This is a genomic window from Candidatus Pelagibacter sp. Uisw_121, assembly GCF_047722545.1.
Classification (GTDB): Bacteria; Pseudomonadota; Alphaproteobacteria; order Pelagibacterales; family Pelagibacteraceae; genus Pelagibacter.
In genome coordinates this window covers 1,087,665-1,106,979 of sequence record NZ_CP159816.1, presented here as the reverse complement: position 1 = coordinate 1,106,979, position 19,315 = coordinate 1,087,665, and the positions used below count along the sequence as shown (strand labels likewise).

Annotated in this window: 25 protein-coding genes; 13 read left to right on the top strand and 12 right to left on the bottom strand. The window is 28.8% G+C overall.

Annotated elements, in window-relative coordinates:
- Positions 1–6: 6 nt before the first annotated feature.
- The 4 genes from lspA to ABXT52_RS05910 are packed head-to-tail and all read left to right on the top strand — an operon-like array spanning position 7 to position 1,975.
- Entirely contained in the window at positions 7–507 is a 501-nt protein-coding gene (lspA, locus tag ABXT52_RS05925; protein ID WP_415271638.1) for a signal peptidase II, read from the top strand.
- Positions 494–817, top strand: coding sequence for a hypothetical protein (locus tag ABXT52_RS05920; protein WP_415271637.1), 324 nt, complete (start codon positions 494–496; stop codon positions 815–817). The genes lspA and ABXT52_RS05920 overlap by 14 nt, the downstream gene beginning before the upstream one ends.
- On the top strand, positions 817–1,218 hold the full coding sequence (locus ABXT52_RS05915; protein WP_415271636.1) for a hypothetical protein: 402 nt from the start codon (positions 817–819) through the stop codon (positions 1,216–1,218). The genes ABXT52_RS05920 and ABXT52_RS05915 overlap by 1 nt, the downstream gene beginning before the upstream one ends.
- A gap of 1 nt (position 1,219) precedes the next feature.
- Positions 1,220–1,975, top strand: a complete 756-nt coding sequence (locus ABXT52_RS05910; RefSeq protein WP_415272530.1) for a hypothetical protein — start codon at positions 1,220–1,222, stop codon at positions 1,973–1,975.
- Here the strand turns inward: ABXT52_RS05910 and rsmD are convergent.
- On the bottom strand, positions 1,967–2,533 hold the full coding sequence (gene rsmD / locus ABXT52_RS05905) for a 16S rRNA (guanine(966)-N(2))-methyltransferase RsmD (RefSeq protein WP_415271635.1): 567 nt from the start codon (positions 2,531–2,533) through the stop codon (positions 1,967–1,969). The genes ABXT52_RS05910 and rsmD overlap by 9 nt on opposite strands.
- Positions 2,530–3,795 carry a phosphoribosylamine--glycine ligase gene (purD, locus tag ABXT52_RS05900; RefSeq protein WP_415271634.1) on the bottom strand — a complete coding sequence of 422 codons (1,266 nt, stop codon included), beginning with the start codon at positions 3,793–3,795 and terminating at the stop codon, positions 2,530–2,532. The genes rsmD and purD overlap by 4 nt, the downstream gene beginning before the upstream one ends.
- Positions 3,796–3,816: 21 nt before the next feature.
- On the opposite strand from purD, the gene ABXT52_RS05895 reads away from it, so the two are divergent.
- Positions 3,817–4,005 (top strand): DUF2093 domain-containing protein, encoded by a 189-nt coding sequence (locus ABXT52_RS05895; RefSeq protein ID WP_415271633.1) that lies wholly within the window; start codon positions 3,817–3,819, stop codon positions 4,003–4,005.
- A gap of 4 nt (positions 4,006–4,009) precedes the next feature.
- Here ABXT52_RS05895 and ABXT52_RS05890 read toward each other — a convergent pair whose 3' ends face one another.
- Genes ABXT52_RS05890 through ubiA form a run of 5 tightly spaced genes read right to left on the bottom strand, consistent with a single transcriptional unit; the run spans position 4,010 to position 9,646 of the window.
- On the bottom strand, positions 4,010–4,870 hold the full coding sequence (locus ABXT52_RS05890; protein ID WP_415271632.1) for a lysophospholipid acyltransferase family protein: 861 nt from the start codon (positions 4,868–4,870) through the stop codon (positions 4,010–4,012).
- Positions 4,857–5,801 carry a tetraacyldisaccharide 4'-kinase gene (gene lpxK / locus ABXT52_RS05885; RefSeq protein ID WP_415271631.1) on the bottom strand — a complete coding sequence of 315 codons (945 nt, stop codon included), beginning with the start codon at positions 5,799–5,801 and terminating at the stop codon, positions 4,857–4,859. The genes ABXT52_RS05890 and lpxK overlap by 14 nt, the downstream gene beginning before the upstream one ends.
- Complete coding sequence (locus ABXT52_RS05880; protein WP_415271630.1) at positions 5,782–7,044, bottom strand: 3-deoxy-D-manno-octulosonic acid transferase; 1,263 nt, start codon at positions 7,042–7,044, stop codon at positions 5,782–5,784. Before ABXT52_RS05880 ends, lpxK begins: the two co-directional genes overlap by 20 nt.
- Entirely contained in the window at positions 7,044–8,783 is a 1,740-nt protein-coding gene (locus ABXT52_RS05875) for an ABC transporter ATP-binding protein (protein WP_415271629.1), read from the bottom strand. The genes ABXT52_RS05880 and ABXT52_RS05875 overlap by 1 nt, the downstream gene beginning before the upstream one ends.
- Positions 8,783–9,646, bottom strand: a complete 864-nt coding sequence (ubiA, locus tag ABXT52_RS05870; RefSeq protein WP_415271628.1) for a 4-hydroxybenzoate octaprenyltransferase — start codon at positions 9,644–9,646, stop codon at positions 8,783–8,785. The genes ABXT52_RS05875 and ubiA overlap by 1 nt, the downstream gene beginning before the upstream one ends.
- Positions 9,647–9,698: 52 nt before the next feature.
- Here ubiA and ABXT52_RS05865 point away from each other — a divergent pair, with 52 nt between their 5' ends.
- Positions 9,699–10,103 carry a DUF2721 domain-containing protein gene (locus ABXT52_RS05865; RefSeq protein WP_415271627.1) on the top strand — a complete coding sequence of 135 codons (405 nt, stop codon included), beginning with the start codon at positions 9,699–9,701 and terminating at the stop codon, positions 10,101–10,103.
- Here ABXT52_RS05865 and ABXT52_RS05860 read toward each other — a convergent pair.
- From ABXT52_RS05860 to ABXT52_RS05845, 4 genes are read right to left on the bottom strand one after another with little or no spacing between them, the layout of a single operon-like run.
- Complete coding sequence (locus tag ABXT52_RS05860) at positions 10,100–11,074, bottom strand: quinone oxidoreductase family protein (RefSeq protein ID WP_415271626.1); 975 nt, start codon at positions 11,072–11,074, stop codon at positions 10,100–10,102. The genes ABXT52_RS05865 and ABXT52_RS05860 overlap by 4 nt on opposite strands.
- A complete protein-coding gene (locus ABXT52_RS05855) occupies positions 11,074–11,913 on the bottom strand; it encodes a pirin family protein (RefSeq protein WP_415271625.1) in 840 nt (279 codons plus the stop codon). Before ABXT52_RS05855 ends, ABXT52_RS05860 begins: the two co-directional genes overlap by 1 nt.
- Positions 11,914–11,915: 2 nt before the next feature.
- Positions 11,916–12,326 (bottom strand): DoxX family protein, encoded by a 411-nt coding sequence (locus tag ABXT52_RS05850; protein WP_415271624.1) that lies wholly within the window; start codon positions 12,324–12,326, stop codon positions 11,916–11,918.
- An 8-nt stretch (positions 12,327–12,334) separates the two neighbouring features.
- On the bottom strand, positions 12,335–12,574 hold the full coding sequence (locus ABXT52_RS05845; protein ID WP_415271623.1) for a CDGSH iron-sulfur domain-containing protein: 240 nt from the start codon (positions 12,572–12,574) through the stop codon (positions 12,335–12,337).
- Between the two features lie 94 nt (positions 12,575–12,668).
- Between ABXT52_RS05845 and ABXT52_RS05840 the strand changes: the two genes are divergently transcribed.
- The gene (locus tag ABXT52_RS05840) at positions 12,669–13,028 is read left to right on the top strand and encodes a winged helix-turn-helix transcriptional regulator (RefSeq protein ID WP_415271622.1); all 360 of its coding nucleotides are present in this window, start codon (positions 12,669–12,671) and stop codon (positions 13,026–13,028) included.
- Here the strand turns inward: ABXT52_RS05840 and ABXT52_RS05835 are convergent.
- A complete protein-coding gene (locus tag ABXT52_RS05835; protein WP_415271621.1) occupies positions 13,021–13,683 on the bottom strand; it encodes a haloacid dehalogenase type II in 663 nt (220 codons plus the stop codon). The genes ABXT52_RS05840 and ABXT52_RS05835 overlap by 8 nt on opposite strands.
- 17 nt (positions 13,684–13,700) lie before the next feature.
- Here ABXT52_RS05835 and ABXT52_RS05830 point away from each other — a divergent pair, with 17 nt between their 5' ends.
- From ABXT52_RS05830 to ABXT52_RS05805, 6 genes are all read left to right on the top strand, one after another.
- The gene (locus ABXT52_RS05830) at positions 13,701–14,402 is read left to right on the top strand and encodes an RsmE family RNA methyltransferase (protein ID WP_415271620.1); all 702 of its coding nucleotides are present in this window, start codon (positions 13,701–13,703) and stop codon (positions 14,400–14,402) included.
- A gap of 61 nt (positions 14,403–14,463) precedes the next feature.
- A complete protein-coding gene (coxB, locus tag ABXT52_RS05825) occupies positions 14,464–15,279 on the top strand; it encodes a cytochrome c oxidase subunit II (protein ID WP_415271619.1) in 816 nt (271 codons plus the stop codon).
- Positions 15,280–15,281: 2 nt separating this feature from the next.
- The gene (gene ctaD / locus ABXT52_RS05820; RefSeq protein WP_415271618.1) at positions 15,282–16,916 is read left to right on the top strand and encodes a cytochrome c oxidase subunit I; all 1,635 of its coding nucleotides are present in this window, start codon (positions 15,282–15,284) and stop codon (positions 16,914–16,916) included.
- A gap of 32 nt (positions 16,917–16,948) precedes the next feature.
- Positions 16,949–17,860, top strand: a complete 912-nt coding sequence (gene cyoE / locus ABXT52_RS05815) for a heme o synthase (RefSeq protein WP_415271617.1) — start codon at positions 16,949–16,951, stop codon at positions 17,858–17,860.
- A gap of 121 nt (positions 17,861–17,981) precedes the next feature.
- A complete protein-coding gene (locus ABXT52_RS05810) occupies positions 17,982–18,518 on the top strand; it encodes a cytochrome c oxidase assembly protein (RefSeq protein ID WP_415271616.1) in 537 nt (178 codons plus the stop codon).
- Positions 18,519–18,520: 2 nt separating this feature from the next.
- Positions 18,521–19,309, top strand: a complete 789-nt coding sequence (locus ABXT52_RS05805) for a cytochrome c oxidase subunit 3 (RefSeq protein WP_415271615.1) — start codon at positions 18,521–18,523, stop codon at positions 19,307–19,309.
- Positions 19,310–19,315: the final 6 nt, after the last annotated feature.

The following is a 19,315-nucleotide window of genomic DNA, read 5'->3' as shown; positions in this document are numbered from 1 at the left end:
AAAGTAATGCAAATTAAGAAAAAAAAAAAAATAATTTTCTGTAGTTTAGTAATTGTTGCTATTGTTTTACTGGATAGACTCACAAAGTTATACGTATTAAGTTTAGTTGAAATACACAATCATGTTGATATTTTTGTAACATCATTTTTAAATATATATTTAGTTTGGAATAAGGGAATTGCATTTGGATTACTGAATTTTGAGCAAAAGGAAGTATACAATTTTATTACAGGAATTATTGCAATGATTTCCTTGGCTGTTTTGTTCATGATTATAAAAACAAAGGATATAAGGGTTTATTTTCTCTCTTTTATTTTTGCTGGCGCTATAGGCAACTTATTTGACAGGTTGTATTATACTGCTGTACCAGATTTCATTGATTTACATGTAAATAATTTTCACTGGTTTATCTTTAATGTAGCAGATATTTTCATTTCTTTTGGAGTGATTTGCCTTATTTTGGTAGAATTAATTTTTGATAAATACTTAGTAAATGAAAATAAATAATATAATTTTAATTTTAGTAATAGCGTTAACTGGACTTTCTTGTCAGTCAATTAAAGATGGGCTTAGTGGAAATAAATCTGAAAATAGTGATGAATTTTTAGTGCAAAAAAAAAGTCCACTAGTTTTACCGCCGAAATTTTTAGAGTTACCTCAACCAAAAGATAAAGATGATGATGAAAATATTATACTGTCAGGACAAGAGACTGACATCCAAAAAATGTTAAACATTAAAAATGAAACTGTTAGTGGCATAATTACAAAAAATAAAACAGCAGAGGATTTCGTATTAAAAAATATTAAAAACAATTAATGCTCACTAAGAATATTAATTTTAAAAATTTTAAAAAAGTTAAAAAAATTAAAAAAGTTAAAAAACTTTTTGAAAATTTATTAAAAGACCAACCTTTATTATTTGAAACACTAAAACCAAATTATAAATACAGCTATTCTAAAAAAATACTTTCCAAATATAGAAAATTTTTCAATATAAGAATAATTGGAATGGGAGGGTCTGCACTTGGAGCAGAAGCAATTCACGATTTTTTAAAAAAAAAAATTAAAAAAAATTTTAAGTTTGTAAATAATTTAAATAATAGTGGAGATTATTTTCAAAATAAAAATGTTAATTTAAATTTGATTATATCTAAATCTGGAAATACTCTAGAAACAATAGTAAACTCAAATACATTAATCAAAAAAAAAAGACCATAATATTGTAATTACAGAAAATAAAGAGAGTTATCTAACTAATCTAGCTAGTCAACTTAAAGCTGAAATTTTTGAACACAAGAATTATGTAGGTGGAAGATATTCTGTATTATCTGAAGTAGGAATGCTGCCTACAGAATTGATGAATTTGAATGAAAATAAATTTAAACAATTTAACAACCTTATTAAGAATAAAAACTTTGTAAATAATCTTGTTGATAATGTAACGGCAACTTTAAATTTTATTAATAATGGTAAGTTTACATCTATAATTTTGAACTATGATGAGCAATCAGAAAACCTATTTAAATGGTATCAACAGTTAGTAGCTGAAAGTCTAGGTAAAAAATCAAAAGGACTTCTACCAGTTATATCATCAATGCCAAAAGACAATCACAGTTTGATGCAACTCTATTTAGATGGTCCAAAGAAAAGTTTTTATACATTCTTTAACACTCTAGATAATAGAGACACAAAAATGCAAAATAATAATATTTTATTAAGTCACAAATATTTAAAAAATCAATCAATACAAAAAATTAAACAATCCCAAATGCTTGCTACTGAAAAAGTTTTTATATCAAAAAAAATTCCCTTTAGAAGCTTTAGTGTTTTAAAGCGAGATGAAAAATCACTAGGTGAACTTTTCTGTTTTTTTATCTTGGAAACTATTTTATTAGGAAGATCTTTAAATGTTAATCCTTTTGACCAGCCTTCAGTTGAATTGATTAAGAAAGAAACAAAAAAAATATTAAGCTAAATTATTACCAAAAATAATTTTTGAAATTCCGTAATTTTTGTTTATTATTGTTTTAAATTTTTCAGGAAATATATTTTCTTCTTTTCTATGTCTATGAATTATTATAACGCCATTTTCTTTTAATAAATTTAATTTAATGATTGTATTTAAGATATTTAACACTTTTTTTTCTTTATAAGGAGGATCCATAAAAATAATATCAAATCTACCATTCAATAATTTAAGTGTATTTTCTAAAAAAATATCCCTTTCTATGATTTTTGAGAAATTTTGTTGGCTCATATTGTTTATATTTTTTTTGAGAATAGTTAATGCATCTTTGTAGTTTTCTATAAATGTAACAAATAGAGCCCGTCTAGATAGACATTCAAGACCAAATGAACCGACACCAGAAAATAAATCAAGCACGTTAGCTTTCTCAACTTTTACATCAAGTAACTTTGAATGGTTAATTATGTTAAAAATTGATTCTTTAGTTAAGTCTTTAAGGGGTCTTGTTAACCTGTCTGAAGGGAGAAGAATTTTTTTACCTTTGAGATCACCTGAAATTATCCTCATTCATTAATCACCTTGTGTCCAATATCTTTTCTAAAAAATCCACCACCCCAATTAAGCCTATCAATATGATTAAATATTTTACTTCTACTCTCCTTAAAACTAGAGGATAAACTTACAAAGTTAATAACTCTGCCTCCATTTGAATATATTTTATTATTATTCTTTTTAGTTCCAGCGTGATACAAGAAATCACCTTCATCTAAATTAAGTTTGTCTAAATTTTCAATCAATATATCTTTATTATATTTATCGGGATAACCTTTCGAGCAAAGCACTACGCATAAACTTTTTTGGTTAAACCATTCTATTTTTAAATTTTTTAAATTTCCATCACAACATGCCTCTATAATTTCTAATAAATCTGTTTTTAATTTTGGTAAAATAGTTTGGCACTCTGGATCTCCCATTCTTACATTATATTCTATTAAAAATGGCTCTTCATTGACAATCATTAGTCCAGCATATAAAAAACCTCTATAATTAGAACCCATCTCTTCTAGAGCTTTAATTGTTGGTTTTATTATTTTTGTTAATATTTTCTGTTCAAGTTTTTTGTTTATTAATCGTGAAGGAGAATAAGCACCCATACCCCCTGTATTGCTCCCCTTATCATTCTCTAAGACTCTTTTATGATCTTGTGCTGTTTCAAAATTTTTAATTTCTTTACCATTGGTTATAATAAAATAGCTCATCTCTTCACCAACAAGAAACTCTTCAATTAAAATATTTTTTGCTAATCCAAACTTTCCATCAAAAACCTCTTTTATTGCTAAATTTGCATCATCCTTATTTTCACAAATATAAACACCTTTCCCAGATGCAAGACCATCAGCTTTAACAACAAGTGGAAACTGGGTTTTGTCCAGAAAAGATATTGCACCATTAGCATTTTCAAAAATACCAAACTTAGCTGTTGGTATATTGTGCTTTTCGCATATTTTTTTTGTAAATATTTTTGAGCCTTCCAATTGAGAAGAAATTTTATCAGGGCCAAAAATATTTATTTCTGTATTCTTAAAGAAATCCACTATTCCATCAACTAATGGTTTTTCTGGTCCAACTATTAATAAACTAATTTTATTTTTGATTGAAAATTCTTTAATTCTATTTAAGTCTGAAAAATCAATTTCAATATTTTCCGCTATATCTGAGGTTCCAGCATTACCAGGAAAGCAGTATATCTTATTAACTCTAGGTGATTTTTTGATTGATAAACATAGAGCATGCTCTCTTCCACCACTTCCAATTATTCCAACTTTCATATAGATGTATATAAACTAAAAATGAATAAAAAATTAGCAAAATTAAAATATTTACCAAATAACTTTGAAATTATCGAAAATGGTGATCATGTTATTTGTGTTGTATCAGGGAAATTAATTAGTTTAGAAAGTCTTAATTATTGGAATGTTGAACTTCAAGAACCATATTTTTCATATGTAGAAGCTCATAAAAAAAAAGAAACTAACTAAATTCTTACTTCCATCTATCATGAGACCATATCCACTGACCTGGATTTTTTAGAATTGCTTTCTCCAACCAAAAGTTAAGTTCTCTAGTAATTTTTTCAGTTGAGGAGTTCTTTGAAAACTCCATAGGTTTTTCAATTTTAATATTAAAGTTTACATCATTATGCCTCTCAATAGAAATTGGTACCACTTTACAATTAAATTTTTTTATAAATTGAGCAGGGATAGTTGTGGTGAATGCTTCTTCATCAAAGAATTTAGATTTTATCCCTTGTGAAACTCTCTGATCTATCATTAAGGCTATAGAGTAGCCTTTTTTAAATAATCTTAATAATTCTCTAACTCCACTAGTTCCTTTTTTAATTTGATTTCTGCAAATATATTTTGTCCTAATTCTTTCCATTAATACGTTTAAGAAAATATTATTTAATGGTCGATATATTGCTGAAAGATTTACACCAGATTTTTCAATTTCCATTGCCATTAATTCAAAATTGCTGAAATGGCCAGAGATAAAAATTACTGGATTTTTTTCAAATTTTATTTTTTCAAGAACTTCCTTACCCTCTGTGTTAATATTTGATTTAAATTGATCATTTCTAAAACTTTTAATGAACATATATTCAGACAATGTTCTTCCATAATTATTCCACATATCTTTTGTGATGATCTTAATTTTCGATGAATTAATTTCAGGAATAGCTCTTTGAATATTCGTTTTAATAAGTTTTTTTGATCTAAAAATTGGACCAAAAGTTTCAAATAATTTTCCACTGATATAAGATGAAATTTTTAATCCTAAAAATTTATAAATAATAAAAAGAAAGGATATGATTAAAAACTCAAAAAAATATTTAATTTTTTTCATTTAATTTAATTAGTTTGTTTGTGAGACTTTCCTCATCTGATATATCAAGACTTGATTTAACATATAAAATTTCATTTCTGTTAAAGTTTTCTAGCCTTAAGTAATCTTTTTCCGTGGTTATAATATGGGCATTGTATTTTTTTGCGTTAATTATTATTTCATCAAAATCTTTTTTTGAATATTGGTAATGATCTGGATATTCTAAATTACTTACAATTTTTAATTTATTATTTTTCAACATTTCTATAAAAGTTTTATGATTACCAATACCAGAAAAAACTAAGTAACTTTGATTTTCGTCAAATTCACTTATGTTTAGCGGTGTGTATATTCCAGAATTAATATTAATATTTGGATTAATTTTTTTAATCTGCTCTTTAATGACAATTAGACTTTCTTCATTTCCATTTAAAAAAACGTTTTCATAAGATTTTAGATTATTAATATTTTCTCTTAAAGGTCCTGATGGCAATGTAAGTCCATTTCCAATCCAATTTAGATTATTAAAACAAACAATTTCTAAGTCGTATTTGATGGAGCTATCTTGAAGTCCATCATCGAAAATAGCAACTTCAAAACCTTTTGCAATTGCTTCATTAAGTGCAGTAATTCTTTTTAAATTACTAAATAAGGTTCCATTTTTTCTAAGTAGTTTTTGCTCATCAGTTTGGTTGGGATAAAATTTTTTAACAAAACAAGCTTTGATATTATTTTTATCTAAAATTTCTTTTATCTTGATTGTTAGTGATGTTTTGCCAGTTCCTCCAATATAGATGTTTCCAACACAAATTGTTTTGATTTTTGAACTAGAAAATTTAGGTTTTGATTTTATTTTAGTGATTAAACCTAAAATTATTGAAAAAGGTAATAGTAGATATGAAAGAAAGGTCGGTTTTTTGTGATCCCAGAATTTAGGTTTTTTTAATTTCATTATTAAATAAACTATTTATCTCATCTTTAGTTTCATTTAGTATTTTTTTTCCTATTTTTGCAATTTTTAAATAGTTTTTTTTGTTATTGGGATTCATAATTAATTTGTCTATTGAGTGAGTTAAGCTTTTTACTCCATTAACTTTGTAAGCAACCTTTAGTTTATTGAGTAATTTATAAGTATCTTTAAAGTTGTCTACGTTTGGTCCGTACAAAACAGTAGAGCCTAAGTTGGTAGGTTCAAGAGGGTTTTGACCACCTTTCCCTGAAATTGATTTACCCATAAAAACTATATTAGAAGATTGATAAAATTTCTTCGTCTCACCATAAGTGTCCACCAAATAAATATCTGTATTATTTAATTTTTTTGGTCTTGAGCTATGCAAAACTATATTTAAATTTAAACTTTTAATTTCATCAACTATTTTACTAACACGATGAATATGTCTTGGTATTATTATTGTTAATAAATTTTTATATTTTTTCTTTAGCTTTACATGGGTATTTGCACAAATTATCTCTTCACCTGGGTGTGTACTTGAGGCACACCAAATTTTTTTAAGATTTATATTTTCTAAAAAAGTTTTGTCTAGTTTAGTAAATTTAGATTGTTGATTATTAAAAAACTTAAGGTTTCCTATTTTTTTAATTTTTGAGACATTTAATTTTTTAAGATAAATAATTGTTTCTTCATTTTGAGGGTAGGCAATTGAAATATTCTGAAAAACTGAGTTTGAAAATTTTTTTACATGTCTCCATTTATTAAAAGTTTTTTTTGTAATTCTTGCATTAAGAAGTTTTAATGGAATTTTTTTTTTATTAAGAATCTTAAAGATACTAGGCCAAATCTCAGACTCAACAAATATTGCAATAGTTGGCTTCCAGTAATTCAAAAATTTATAAGAAAAAAATACTGAGTCTATAGGAAAAAATTGATGAACAGTTTTTTTTAAGTTAAATTTTTTAAATATTTGAGCAGAACTCAAAGTTGAAGTAGTTATTAAAATTTGGTTTATAGATTTATTTTTTTCGAGCTCTTGAACAAGAGGCAAAATACTTAAAAGTTCACCTACACTTGATCCATGAAACCAAATTAAATTACCGCTAATACGTTTTTTTGATGGAAAACAAAATTTTTCTTTATATCTTTTTTTATCTTCTTTTTTTTTTAAAATTCTAAAAAATATAATTAATGGAGAGAATATTAAAGTTATGGTTATTATTATTTGATATAAAAAAAACATTATTCTTTACGAATTTGTTTCTCGTAGAACCTTTTATAAAGTTCTGAATTATTTAATAATTCATCATGTTTACCGTTTGCAACAACATTTCCAGAGTCAATAATATAAATTTGATCAGAGCTTAAAATTGTTGATAGTCTATGGGCTATTACAATAGTTGTCCTATCTTTGGTTAATATTTTTAACGCATCTTGAATTTTACTTTCAGTTTCAGAATCCAATGATGATGTTGCTTCATCTAAAAGAATTATTGGACTTTTTTTGATCATAGCTCTTGCAATTGATAGTCTTTGTTTTTCTCCACCAGATAGTCTAATTCCATTTTCACCTATTATGGTTTCATACTTGTTGGGCAATTGTTCTATAAACTCACTTGCATAAGAAAATTTTGCTGCTGAAATTACTTCTTCATCAGAAACATCATCTTTTGCATATTTAATGTTATTTTTTATAGTATCGTCAAACAAAGTTGTATCTTGACTTACAAGTGAGATCTTATCTCTTAAAGATTGTATTTTGACTTTATATATAGATTGATTATCAATCAGGATATCCCCAGATTGTGCATCATAAAATCTAGGTATTAAGTTTAAAATTGTTGATTTTCCAGAACCACTGTGTCCAACCAAAGATGTCATTTTACCACCAGCTATATTAATATTAATATTCTTTAAGACGTTTTCTTCATTAGAATTATATTTAAAGTTTAATTTATTAAATTTAATGGATGCATCAGTGATATTTATGTCTTTAGAATCGTCGCGATCTATAATTGTATTTTTATGATCAATAATAGGTAGAATTCTATTGGCTGCTGATAAACCTTGATTTAATACCATATTGATTGTTGATAGTGATCTTACAGGCTGGTATGCAAGCATCATTGCAGCAAGAAACGAGAAAAAATTTCCTATTTCAATCTCACCCTCAAGCGCCAGTTTTCCAGAATAGAATATTAAAATTGCAATCATTATTCCAGTTAAGGTTTCCATGATTGGTGACAGCCTTACAAATATAGTGTTAATCTTAATATTTTTATCTTTTAATTGATTTAGATGATTATCTGTTCTTTTACTTTCATAATCTTCTCTTTGAAATATTTTGATTAGTTTGTGGTTTTTAAATAATTCGATTAAATGTGTATTTAAAAAACCAGATTTTTCTTGTGCCTCTGTAACAACCTTCCCCAGTCTTTTACCAAGAGTTTTTGACGCTATACCGGCTACAGGTATCATGATTATTGCAATCAATGATAATTTCCAATTTTGATAAAACATTACAAATAATAACCCAAGCAGAGTTAAGCTATCTTTGAAAATGTTTAAAATTGCTGTACTGAGCATATTAGTTATATGATTTACATCATAAGTAAGATTTGAAATGAATTTTCCAGAATGTTTTTGATCAATTAATTGAGTATCTGCTTTAATTAGAGATTTTACCATTTGTGACTGGAGGATTTTTTTAATCTCCTCCGCAACTCTAATCATGATCACTTTTGCGAAATAGAGGGCAAAACCTTTAATTGCAAATGCCACAATTATCAATGAAGGAATTATAACTATTAAAGACTGGTCTTTTTCAACAAATATTTTTTTTATAGCAGGATCTAAAAGCCAAGCTATTGCAGAAGTGCTTACTGCAACAAGGACTCCAAAAAAAACCGATATTAATATTTTATTAATATATTTTTTTGAGTAATCTTTATAAAGTCTTTTATAAATCTCTGAATTATTCATTAAAATTTTCCAATTAAAATATTACAAAAAATGAGAAGACCAACTAAATTATTACTTTTAAAAACTTCTAAGCACATAGATGGGTTTTTTGCGTTAATAGATTTAATTTGGTAAAAAAATAAGTGAGCAATTGTTATCAACAAGCTTGCATAAAAAAAGTAATTAGAATTCATCATATAGCCCACAATTAAAATAGAGAAAATTAGAAAAACATAACATATAGATACAAAGTTTTTTGGTTTATTTTTGAATTTTATTGAAGTTGATTTTACACCTATAATTTCGTCATCTTTAATATCTTGAAATCCATAAATTGTGTCGTATCCTAGTGTCCAAAATATGGCTCCAAGATAAAAGATAATAGCAATGGCATTTATTTCACCCTGTATTGCTGTCCATCCTAGAACTAAACCATAATTAAATGTTATTCCTAAAAATAATTGAGGCCAATAAGTAAATCGTTTCATTAAAGGATATGTGAATGCTAGAGGCATAGATCCCAAGGCAAGTAAGATTGTTAAGTTGTTAAAGTTAATTAATACCAAAAATGCAAGTAGGCATAAAATCAAAGTATAAAATATTCCTAATTTTATTGAAACTTGATTGGACGCAATAGGTCTATTTTTTGTTCTAGAAACTTTTTTATCAAACTCTTTATCAGAAATATCATTTACAATGCATCCAGCAGAACGCATTAGAACTGATCCTAAAAAAAACAATGACAAGTAAAAAAAATAATTACTTAAGTTTTTTGAAAAATCATAAGCAAGAGTTAGCCCCCACGCACAGGGCCAAAATAATAACATATAGCCAATAGGTCTTTTTAGTCTTGTTAGCTCGATAAAGAGGTTTAATTGTTTCATAATAATTTACTTGTAAATAACAAAGGCTAGTTTCATAATCAAACTGATTCGTATGAATATAGATTACACTGTTACGGCATTGATGTTTCCGGCCATTCCTTTATTGATGAGCGTATATAGCAACAGATTTCACTCACTAAGTAAGCTTATTAGACAACTTCATGATGAGCACGTATATGAAAGTCATATTCCACCAGAGTGGAAAAAACAGTTTATAAATTTAAATGGAAGAATTGTTCTTTTAAAGTGGACTATTATGTTTGCTGCATTTGGTTTCTTATTTAATATGCTGACTGTGTTTGCCCTTTATTTAAATGAAATTTTTGCTGCAAGAATAATCTTTGGATCTTGTTGTTTATCGATGATGATTTCAATTATTGTTTTTATGAGAGAAATTCAAGTATCGACAAATGCATTAAAATTGCATATGTCTGATATGGATGTAGATTTAGATTAATTAGGAATAATAACTGCAGGGCCAGTTAATAGTCTTGCTTCTAACTCTTCATGGGCTTTTTTAGCATCATCAAGTGAATATTTTTTTGAAATTTCAACTTTAAATTTTCCAGATAAAATTGCATCAAAAACTTTTTTAGCAGACTCAACTAATTCTTCTCTTGTCATTGTGTAATGTGCAATAGAAGGACGAGTAAAAAATAATCCTTTTGCATTAATATGTTTTTTAACATCTATAGTATCAACGTAACCTGAGGCATTTCCAAAAGCTACCATCATGCCTCTAACTTTTAGTGTTTCAATCGATCCATCAAATGTCTTAATACCAACACCATCATAGACAACATCAACTCCATTTTTACCTACAATTTTTTCTACCTCTTCAACAAAGTTTGTATCTGTATAATTTATTACATGATGACAGCCATTTTTTTTAGCAATAGCCTCTTTTTCTTTAGAGCCAACAGTTCCAATTACTTCAGCTCCTAATGCATTAGCCCACTGACATAATATTTGGCCAACACCACCAGCGGCTGCGTGGTATAAAACTTTGTCACCTCTTTTAATTGGGTAAGCTCTGTGTAATAAATATTCTGAAGTAATTCCTTTAAGCATAATGCATGATGCGATTTCATCTGAGATACCCTCTGGAACTAAAACTAATTTTTCTTGAGGAAATAATTGTTTTTCTGAATAACTTCCAATGGGCATTGAAGAGTGAGCAACTCTATCTCCAACTTTAAACAGATCAACTTCAGAACCAACTTCTTCAATTATTCCACATGCCTCTAGGCCAATTCCGCTTGGAAGAGGAATAGGGTACAAGCCTGTTCGGTGATAAATATCAATATAGTTAAGACCAATTGATAGATTTTTTATAAGAACTTCTTTTGGACCTGGTTTACCGATTTCAATATCTTTAACTTCTAAAGTTTCGGGACCACCAAATTTTTCTATTTTAATTGTTTTCATTATTTTACAAATGTACCATTATGATAATCTTGCACTGCTTGCAAGATCTCAGCTTTAGTATTCATTACAAATGGACCCCCTCTAGCAATAGGCTCACCAATAGGCTTTCCAGATATTAATAAAAACTTGGCTTTAGTTAAGCTAGATACTTTTAATTTTTCACCTCTAGTTAGAATAATTAAAGTAGAGTTTTTAGCTTGGTCATGGTTTTGATCTCCAACCTTGATTTCTCCATCAATTAAGTAAATTAAAGAATTATGTGTTGAGGGAAGAACAAAATTAAACTCTTTACCTTCTTCAATCTCCACATCAAAGTAAACAGGTTCAACGTTATGGCCCTTAACAGGTCCTTCTGCATTTTCAAACTTTCCTGCAATTACTTTAACTGTTTTTTCATTATCTTTATGAGTGCTCATTTTATCTGCATCAATATAAATATATTCAGGTTTGTTCATTTTTAATTTTGCTGGCATATTTACCCACAATTGAAACCCATGCAGCTTGCCTTCGGTCATTGCAGGCATTTCTGAATGAATTATTCCACCACCAGTTTTCATCCACTGAACATCTCCTGAAGACATTCTACCTTTAGCACCAGTGCTATCCTCATGTTCAAATTCACCACTTAACATATAAGTTACTGTTTCAATTCCTCTGTGAGGGTGAGGAGGGAAACCACCAATGTAATCATCTTTATTTTCAGAACCAAATTCATCCAACATTAAAAAAGGATCGTGGTAATCAATAAGGTGAGTGCCAATACTTCTTTTTAATTTAACACCAGCACCATCTGATGCTGCAACTGGTTCTATTATTTTTTCTACTTCGATTTGGCTCATATTTATGTTCGATTACCTTTAATTAAAAAATAAACTCCACCAATTAAAAGAAATATTTGTTCACTGGTAAATAGTTTTGTTGTGAAGAACCAGTCTTTGTGAGCAAAGATCAGTATAGTTATCATTAAGATAGTTATGTTTAGTCCTGATAGTCTTGTGAGTATATTTCCAAAAGGATTTTTAATAAAACCACCTATTATCAATGCCAATCCAGTCAATAACTCAGATATAGCAACAGTTGATGCTAGTACAGGTGATAAGTTAAAATAATCAATTAATCCTTGAGGAGGTAAAGGAAATTTACCTAAGCCATGAATTGTAAAAGCTATCCCTATTCCAAATGTAAAAAATAAAGAGGCTAATCCATCTATGTTAGAAAAAAAATTATTAACTTTATTATTTAAATTTTGCATTTTATCCTTTATTTTTTATTATGTGATCCATCACAAAATGGTTGATTGTTAGTTTGTTTACAAGCACAAAAAAACATTTTTTTAGTTTCTTCAGCCTTGTATGCCAGAGGTGTAAAATCTGTACCTTTATGTGATCCATCACAAAAAGGCTGCTTTGTACTTTTTCCACATGAACACCAATAATAAGATTTATCTTTTTCAACTTCAACAGCGATTGCACTTTCACCTGCTCTTTCTCCATTATTCATATTTACCCTTTCAATTTGTTTGACTTGTACATAGTGCCTTGTTATGAATAATGCAATAACGCAAAATAATCATACTAGTATATAAAAACATACCATGAAAAACTTAATAGATTGTCCAGCTGAAAGAGCCGTTTACTTTCTTGGAGGTAAATGGAAAATTAGAATTTTGTTTAGTTTGCTGCAAAGTAAAAAAATTAGATTCGGTGAACTTAAAAAAGGATTGAAAACCATTACACAACAAATGTTATCCAAGCAGCTTAAGGAGTTAGAGGGAGATGGAATGATTAATAGAAATGTTATTCGAATAATGCCCCCAAAAGTTGAGTATTCACTCACTGAATTTGGCTTTTCGGTTATGCCTATCTTAAGATCTTTTTCAGAGTGGAATAAAAGAAATACTCGAACTATTTCAGTAAAGCTAAATAAGAATTTTGAAGAAAATAGAATTAGATAATATCAAGCAGCTGTTTTAAGTTTTTAACTTCATCTTTAGGTTTGTAATCAAGGTTATCAAAAATATTATTATTTCTGTTCACCCAAATAGAACTGTAGCCATAATTTCCACCACCAGATACATCCCAAGTATTTGCACTTAAGAATGCAGCTTCTTCTTTTTGTATTTTATATTTTTTAATTGGTAAGTCATAAACTTTCGAATCTGGTTTATAAATTCCAACTTCTTCAATTGAAAAAATATCATCAAATATATTATCTAAATTATTACTCTTAACCAACTCATTAAGAAGAGAAGGTGTACCATTAGAAAGAATGCCTAATTTATAATTTTTTCCTTTTAATTTTTTTAAAACCTCAGGTACTTCAGGAAAAGGTGAGAGTACCTTATAAAGATTTAATAATTCATTCTTCATAGAAGCATCTATTTCAAATGCTTTCATTGATTTATCTAAACTATCTTCTGTCACCTGCCAAAAGTCTTTATGTCTATTCATTAGACTTCTAAGCCAAGTGTATTCAAGTTGAGTAGTTCGCCAGTAATTTGCAAAACCTTCCCACTTATCGCCAATTTTATCTTTACATTTTTCTGCAGCAGAATTGACATCAAATAAAGTGCCATATGCATCAAAAATTATTGCTTTAATATTTTTCATAAATTAACTTAACATTAATGAGTAATATTAGATTATTTTTTAAAGAAAGTTTATCACTTAATTTAACAGCTAAGCTTGATAAATCACAATCTCACTATGTAAATAAAGTGATGAGGGTTAAAGTGGGTGAGGTTTTTTCTTTATTTAATAGCAGTGGAGAGTGGGAAGCAAAAATTTTAACTATTTCAAAAAGTATAGTTGAATTTAATATTAAAAAACAATTAAGACAAAAAAAAAATGTAAAAGAATTGTGGTTAGCTTTTTCACCTATCAAATCTAACTACTTTAATTTTATGATTCAAAAAGCAACAGAGCTTGGTGTTACAAAATTTTTACCAATAATATTTGACAGAACAATTGTTAGAAAAATAAACAAAGATAGATTAGAAAAAGTAATTATAGAAGCTGCTGAGCAATCTAATCGTATTAATGTTCCATCTATTGAAGACCCTCAATCATTAAAAAGTTTTTTAAATAATGAAAAGATGGACTTAATATTTACTGATTTAAATTCTCAAAATAAAAAATTAAATTTGGCAAAATTAACTAGCAATCCAACTTGCGTAATTATTGGTCCAGAAGGTGATTTTTCAGAGGAAGAAAGGGAGGAGATTCTTAGATTTATGGATGTTCAGCCAATTAAGATAAATGAAAACATATTAAGGTCTGAAACTGCAGTAATTTCAGCACTATCAATTGTAAATTACTTTATAAATTGATATTTTGTCGCTAAAACAAAAGTGTAATTTTTAAAAAGACACTTTATATAGTGTGTAACAAATGAAAAAAATTTTATTTACAGTTCTAGCTACAATTTTATCAACTCATGCATGGGCTAATCAACCTAAAAATTGGCAGTTGGGCTTCCAAGATTCTGCATCTCAAGGAATGAGTGAAATTGTTAGTTTTCACAACAATATTCTACTTCCAATAATTATTGCTATCACTGTTTTTGTTTTATTTCTTATGATTTATACTTGTATAAGATTTAGAGAATCAAAAAATCCTAATCCATCAAAAACTACTCATAATGTTGCAGTAGAAGTTTTGTGGACATTAGTTCCATGTTTAATTTTAATCGTAATGGCAGTTCCATCATTTAAACTTTTATACAAGCAAGATACGATTCCAAAAGTCGATGTAACAATTAAAGCTGTTGGTTATCAGTGGTACTGGGGATACGAATATCCTGATGAAAATATTATTTTTGAATCGTACATGATCAAAGAAGATGAATTAAAAGAAAATCAACCAAGATTACTAACTGTTGATAATGAAATTGTTGTTCCAGTTAATAAAGTGGTTAAAGTTTTGATCACAGCTAATGATGTATTGCATGCTTGGGCATTACCATCTTTTGGAGTTAAAAGAGATGCCGTTCCAGGAAGAATAAATGAAACTTGGTTTAAAGCTGAAAAAGTAGGAACATATTATGGTCAATGCTCTGAGTTATGTGGAATACAACATGCTTTTATGCCGATCACAGTAAGAGTTGTGACAGACGAAGAATATGCACAATGGTTAACAGAAGCTAAAATGAAATTTGCAAATGAGCCAATTACAGAAAATGAATATAAAAAACTAGCGAGTAAATAAAAATGTATACACAAACAGCATCACAAGACGATCATCACACACCAACTGGTTGGAAACGTTGGGCTTACTCAACTAACCATAAAGATATTGGAACAATGTATTTAATTTTTGCAATTTTTGCAGGAATTATTGGAACAGCTTTTTCAGTATTAATGAGAATTGAATTAATGCACCCTGGTGATGGAATTTTAGGTGGAAATTATCACTTATATAATGTGTTGGTTACTGGTCATGGATTAATAATGATTTTCTTTATGGTGATGCCTGCAATGATTGGTGGATTTGGTAATTGGTTTGTACCCATCATGATTGGTGCACCTGATATGGCTTTTCCAAGAATGAATAATATTTCATTTTGGTTATTACCAGCTTCATTTATTTTATTATTACTTTCAATTTTTGTAGATGGCCCTCCAGGTCAACAAGGTGTTGGTGGAGGATGGACTTTATATCCACCTTTGTCTTCTAAAGCTGGACAACCAGGACCTGCTATGGATTTTGCTATTTTAAGTTTACACTTAGCTGGAGCTTCTTCAATTTTAGGAGCAGTTAACTTTATTACAACAATTTTGAATATGAGAACGCCAGGTATGACTTTGCACAAAATGCCTTTGTTTGCTTGGTCTGTTCTAGTTACAGCATTTTTATTGTTATTATCACTACCAGTTTTAGCTGGTGCAATTACAATGCTTTTAACGGATAGAAATTTTGGAACAGCATTTTTTGATGCTCAAACAGGTGGAGATCCTGTTTTGTACCAGCATTTATTTTGGTTCTTTGGTCATCCAGAAGTTTATATTTTGATACTTCCTGGCTTTGGAATGATCAGTCATATTGTTTCAACATTTTCTAAAAAACCAGTATTTGGATATTTGGGAATGGCTTATGCAATGGTTTCAATTGGTGTTGTAGGTTTTGTTGTTTGGGCTCACCACATGTATACCGTTGGTTTAAGCACTGATACTAAAGCATATTTTATAGCAGCAACAATGATTATTGCAGTACCAACAGGTATTAAAATATTTTCATGGATTGCAACAATGTGGGGTGGATCAATTTCATTTAAAACTCCAATGCTATGGGCATTAGGCTTTATATTTTTATTTACAGTTGGTGGAGTAACAGGCGTTGTGCTTGCAAATGCAGGTGTTGATACTGCAATGCATGATACTTATTATGTGGTTGCTCACTTTCATTATGTATTATCTTTAGGAGCAGTATTCGCAATCTTTGCTGGATTTTACTACTGGTTTGGTAAAATGTCCGGTTACGAATATTCTGAAACTTTAGGAAAAATGCATTTTTGGTTAACATTTATTGGAGTTAACCTGGTATTTTTCCCTCAACATTTTTTAGGTTTAGCGGGAATGCCAAGAAGATATGCTGATTACCCAGATGCATTTGCGGGATGGAATTACGTTTCATCAGTTGGTTCATACATAGCAGTTGGTGGTTTATTAGTATTTTTTGTTAACTTAATTTATTCTTTTTCTAAGAAAAAAGCTGCAGCTCAAAACCCTTGGGGTGAAGGTGCTACGACTTTAGAATGGACTGTACCATCACCACCAAATTTTCATACTTTTGAAGAATTACCAAAATTTGAAGATCCAGATGGTGTTGAAAAAGTTTCTAGTTAGTAAAGTTTTAGCTTTTTCTATATTAAATATTAATGATTAACTCTAAATTAAAAAATAGAAACTTAAGTCAGGAGAATGTGTTTAATTTTTCTGAATTATTTAAACTAATGAAGCCAAGAGTAATGTCTTTGGTAATCTTTACGTGTGCCGTAGGACTTTTAATGGCACCTACTGTAGTTTCAACAAAAGATGCAATGATTGCAATTCTTTTAGTTTCAATCGGAGCAGGAGCTGCTGGTGCTCTAAATATGTGGTACGAATCTGATCTTGATGCATTAATGACCAGAACTTGCTTAAGACCAATTCCAATGGGAAAGGTTAATAAAAACCAAGCTCTAATTTTTGGAACATCACTTTCATTTTTTTCAGTAATTGCATTAGATTATTATGCAAACACAATTTCAGCAGCGTTATTATTATTTACAATTTTATTTTATGTGTTTATTTACACAATTTGGTTGAAGAGAAAAACACCACAAAATATCGTAATTGGAGGAGCAGCAGGAGCATTACCGCCAGTAATTGGATGGACTATTGCGACTAACTCACTGTCTCTAGAGCCGATAACTTTTTTTCTTATTATATTTTTTTGGACGCCATCCCACTTTTGGGCGTTAAGCCTCTATAAATCAGATGACTACAAGAAGGCAAAAATTCCAATGCTTCCATTAACTAATGGGATAGAGAGTACTAAAATAAATATTTTAGTTTATTCATTGTTAATGTTGCCAACGATTATTTTACCTTATGCAATAGATTTTGTTGGACTAGTATTTTTAGTACCAGCTTTGATGCTTACATTATATTATAACTTTTTATGTTTTGAGCTTTATATGTATAAAAAAAATAAATTTAACCCCAAGAAGGCAAAAACAATATTTGGATATTCAATTTTATATTTATTTTTGATATTCGTTATTTTTTTGATAGATAAGATATTATGATGATACCAGATAAAAAAACTAAGAGAAAAAATATTTTAACAGCAGTAGCAATATTAGGATTTATGGTATTTCTGTTTTTTTTTACTCTCTATAATACGGGTGTTTTCGATAGATCAATATAGTGAAAAATAAAACCTTAACTCCAATTCTTTTAGCTGGAATCTTTTTTCTTATGCTAGGACTCTCATTTGCTGCAGTACCTTTATATGACATATTTTGCAGAGTTACAGGATTTGGTGGAACAACTCAAATATCAAAAGAAGCACCACTAATAGTTTTAGATCAAAAAGTTAGTGTTCGTTTTGATACAAATGTAAATACACTTCCTTGGAACTTTAAAGCAAAAACAAATGTTATGGATGTTAAGATTGGTCAGGTGAATCGAATCGAATTTGAAGTAGAAAATTATGGGAATGAAACTACTTATGGAGTTGCTGCTTTCAATGTATCACCTTCATCGTTTGGTAAATATTATAGTAAATTAGGGTGTTTTTGTTTTGAAAAGCAGGCTTTAAAAGCAGGTGAAAAAGCTACTTATATTATGACTTTTTATTTGGATCCAGAAATGGTAAATGATCCCAACACTAAAAATATTAAAGATGTAACTATGTCCTATACTTTTTTTTCATCAGATTACTATAACCAATCAAAATTGTAAAAATGTCTGCAGAAAAAAAACACGATTATCATTTAGTAGACCCAAGTCCTTGGCCTATATACGTTTCATTTTCATGTTTAGTTTTAGCAATAGGCTCGGTTTATTATTTGCATAGCGAAGTTTCTTGGGGAATGTATCTAGGTTTAGCATTACTACTTTATGGGACATATATGTGGTTTAGAGATGTTGTTATTGAAGCAGAACATCAAGGTCACCACACACCAGTAGTACAAATTCATCATAGATATGGAATGACATTATTTATTGCTTCAGAAGTTATGTTTTTTGTTGCATGGTTTTGGGCATATTTTGATGCAAGTTTATTTCCATCTTTAGCAATTGGGGGAATATGGCCGCCTGAAGATATTGTAACCTTTGATCCATGGGATATTCCACTAATTAATACATTAGTTCTACTTTTATCTGGAACGACAGTAACATGGTCTCACCATGCTTTACTTGAGGGTGATAGAAAAAGTTTTATTCAAGGACTAGTTCTTACAGTAGTACTTGGTTTCTCTTTTTCATTATTGCAAATTTATGAATACCAGCATGCAACTTTTGATTTTGCAGGTAACATATATGGTTCAGTGTTTTATATGGCAACAGGCTTTCATGGTTTCCATGTTATTATTGGTACTATATTTCTAGCAGTATGTTTAATGAGAGCAAGAAAGGGTCACTTTACTGAAGAACATCATTTTGGATTTGAGGCAGCTGCTTGGTACTGGCACTTTGTGGATGTTGTGTGGCTATTCTTATTTGCTGCTATTTATATTTGGGGAAGTTAATTTTTA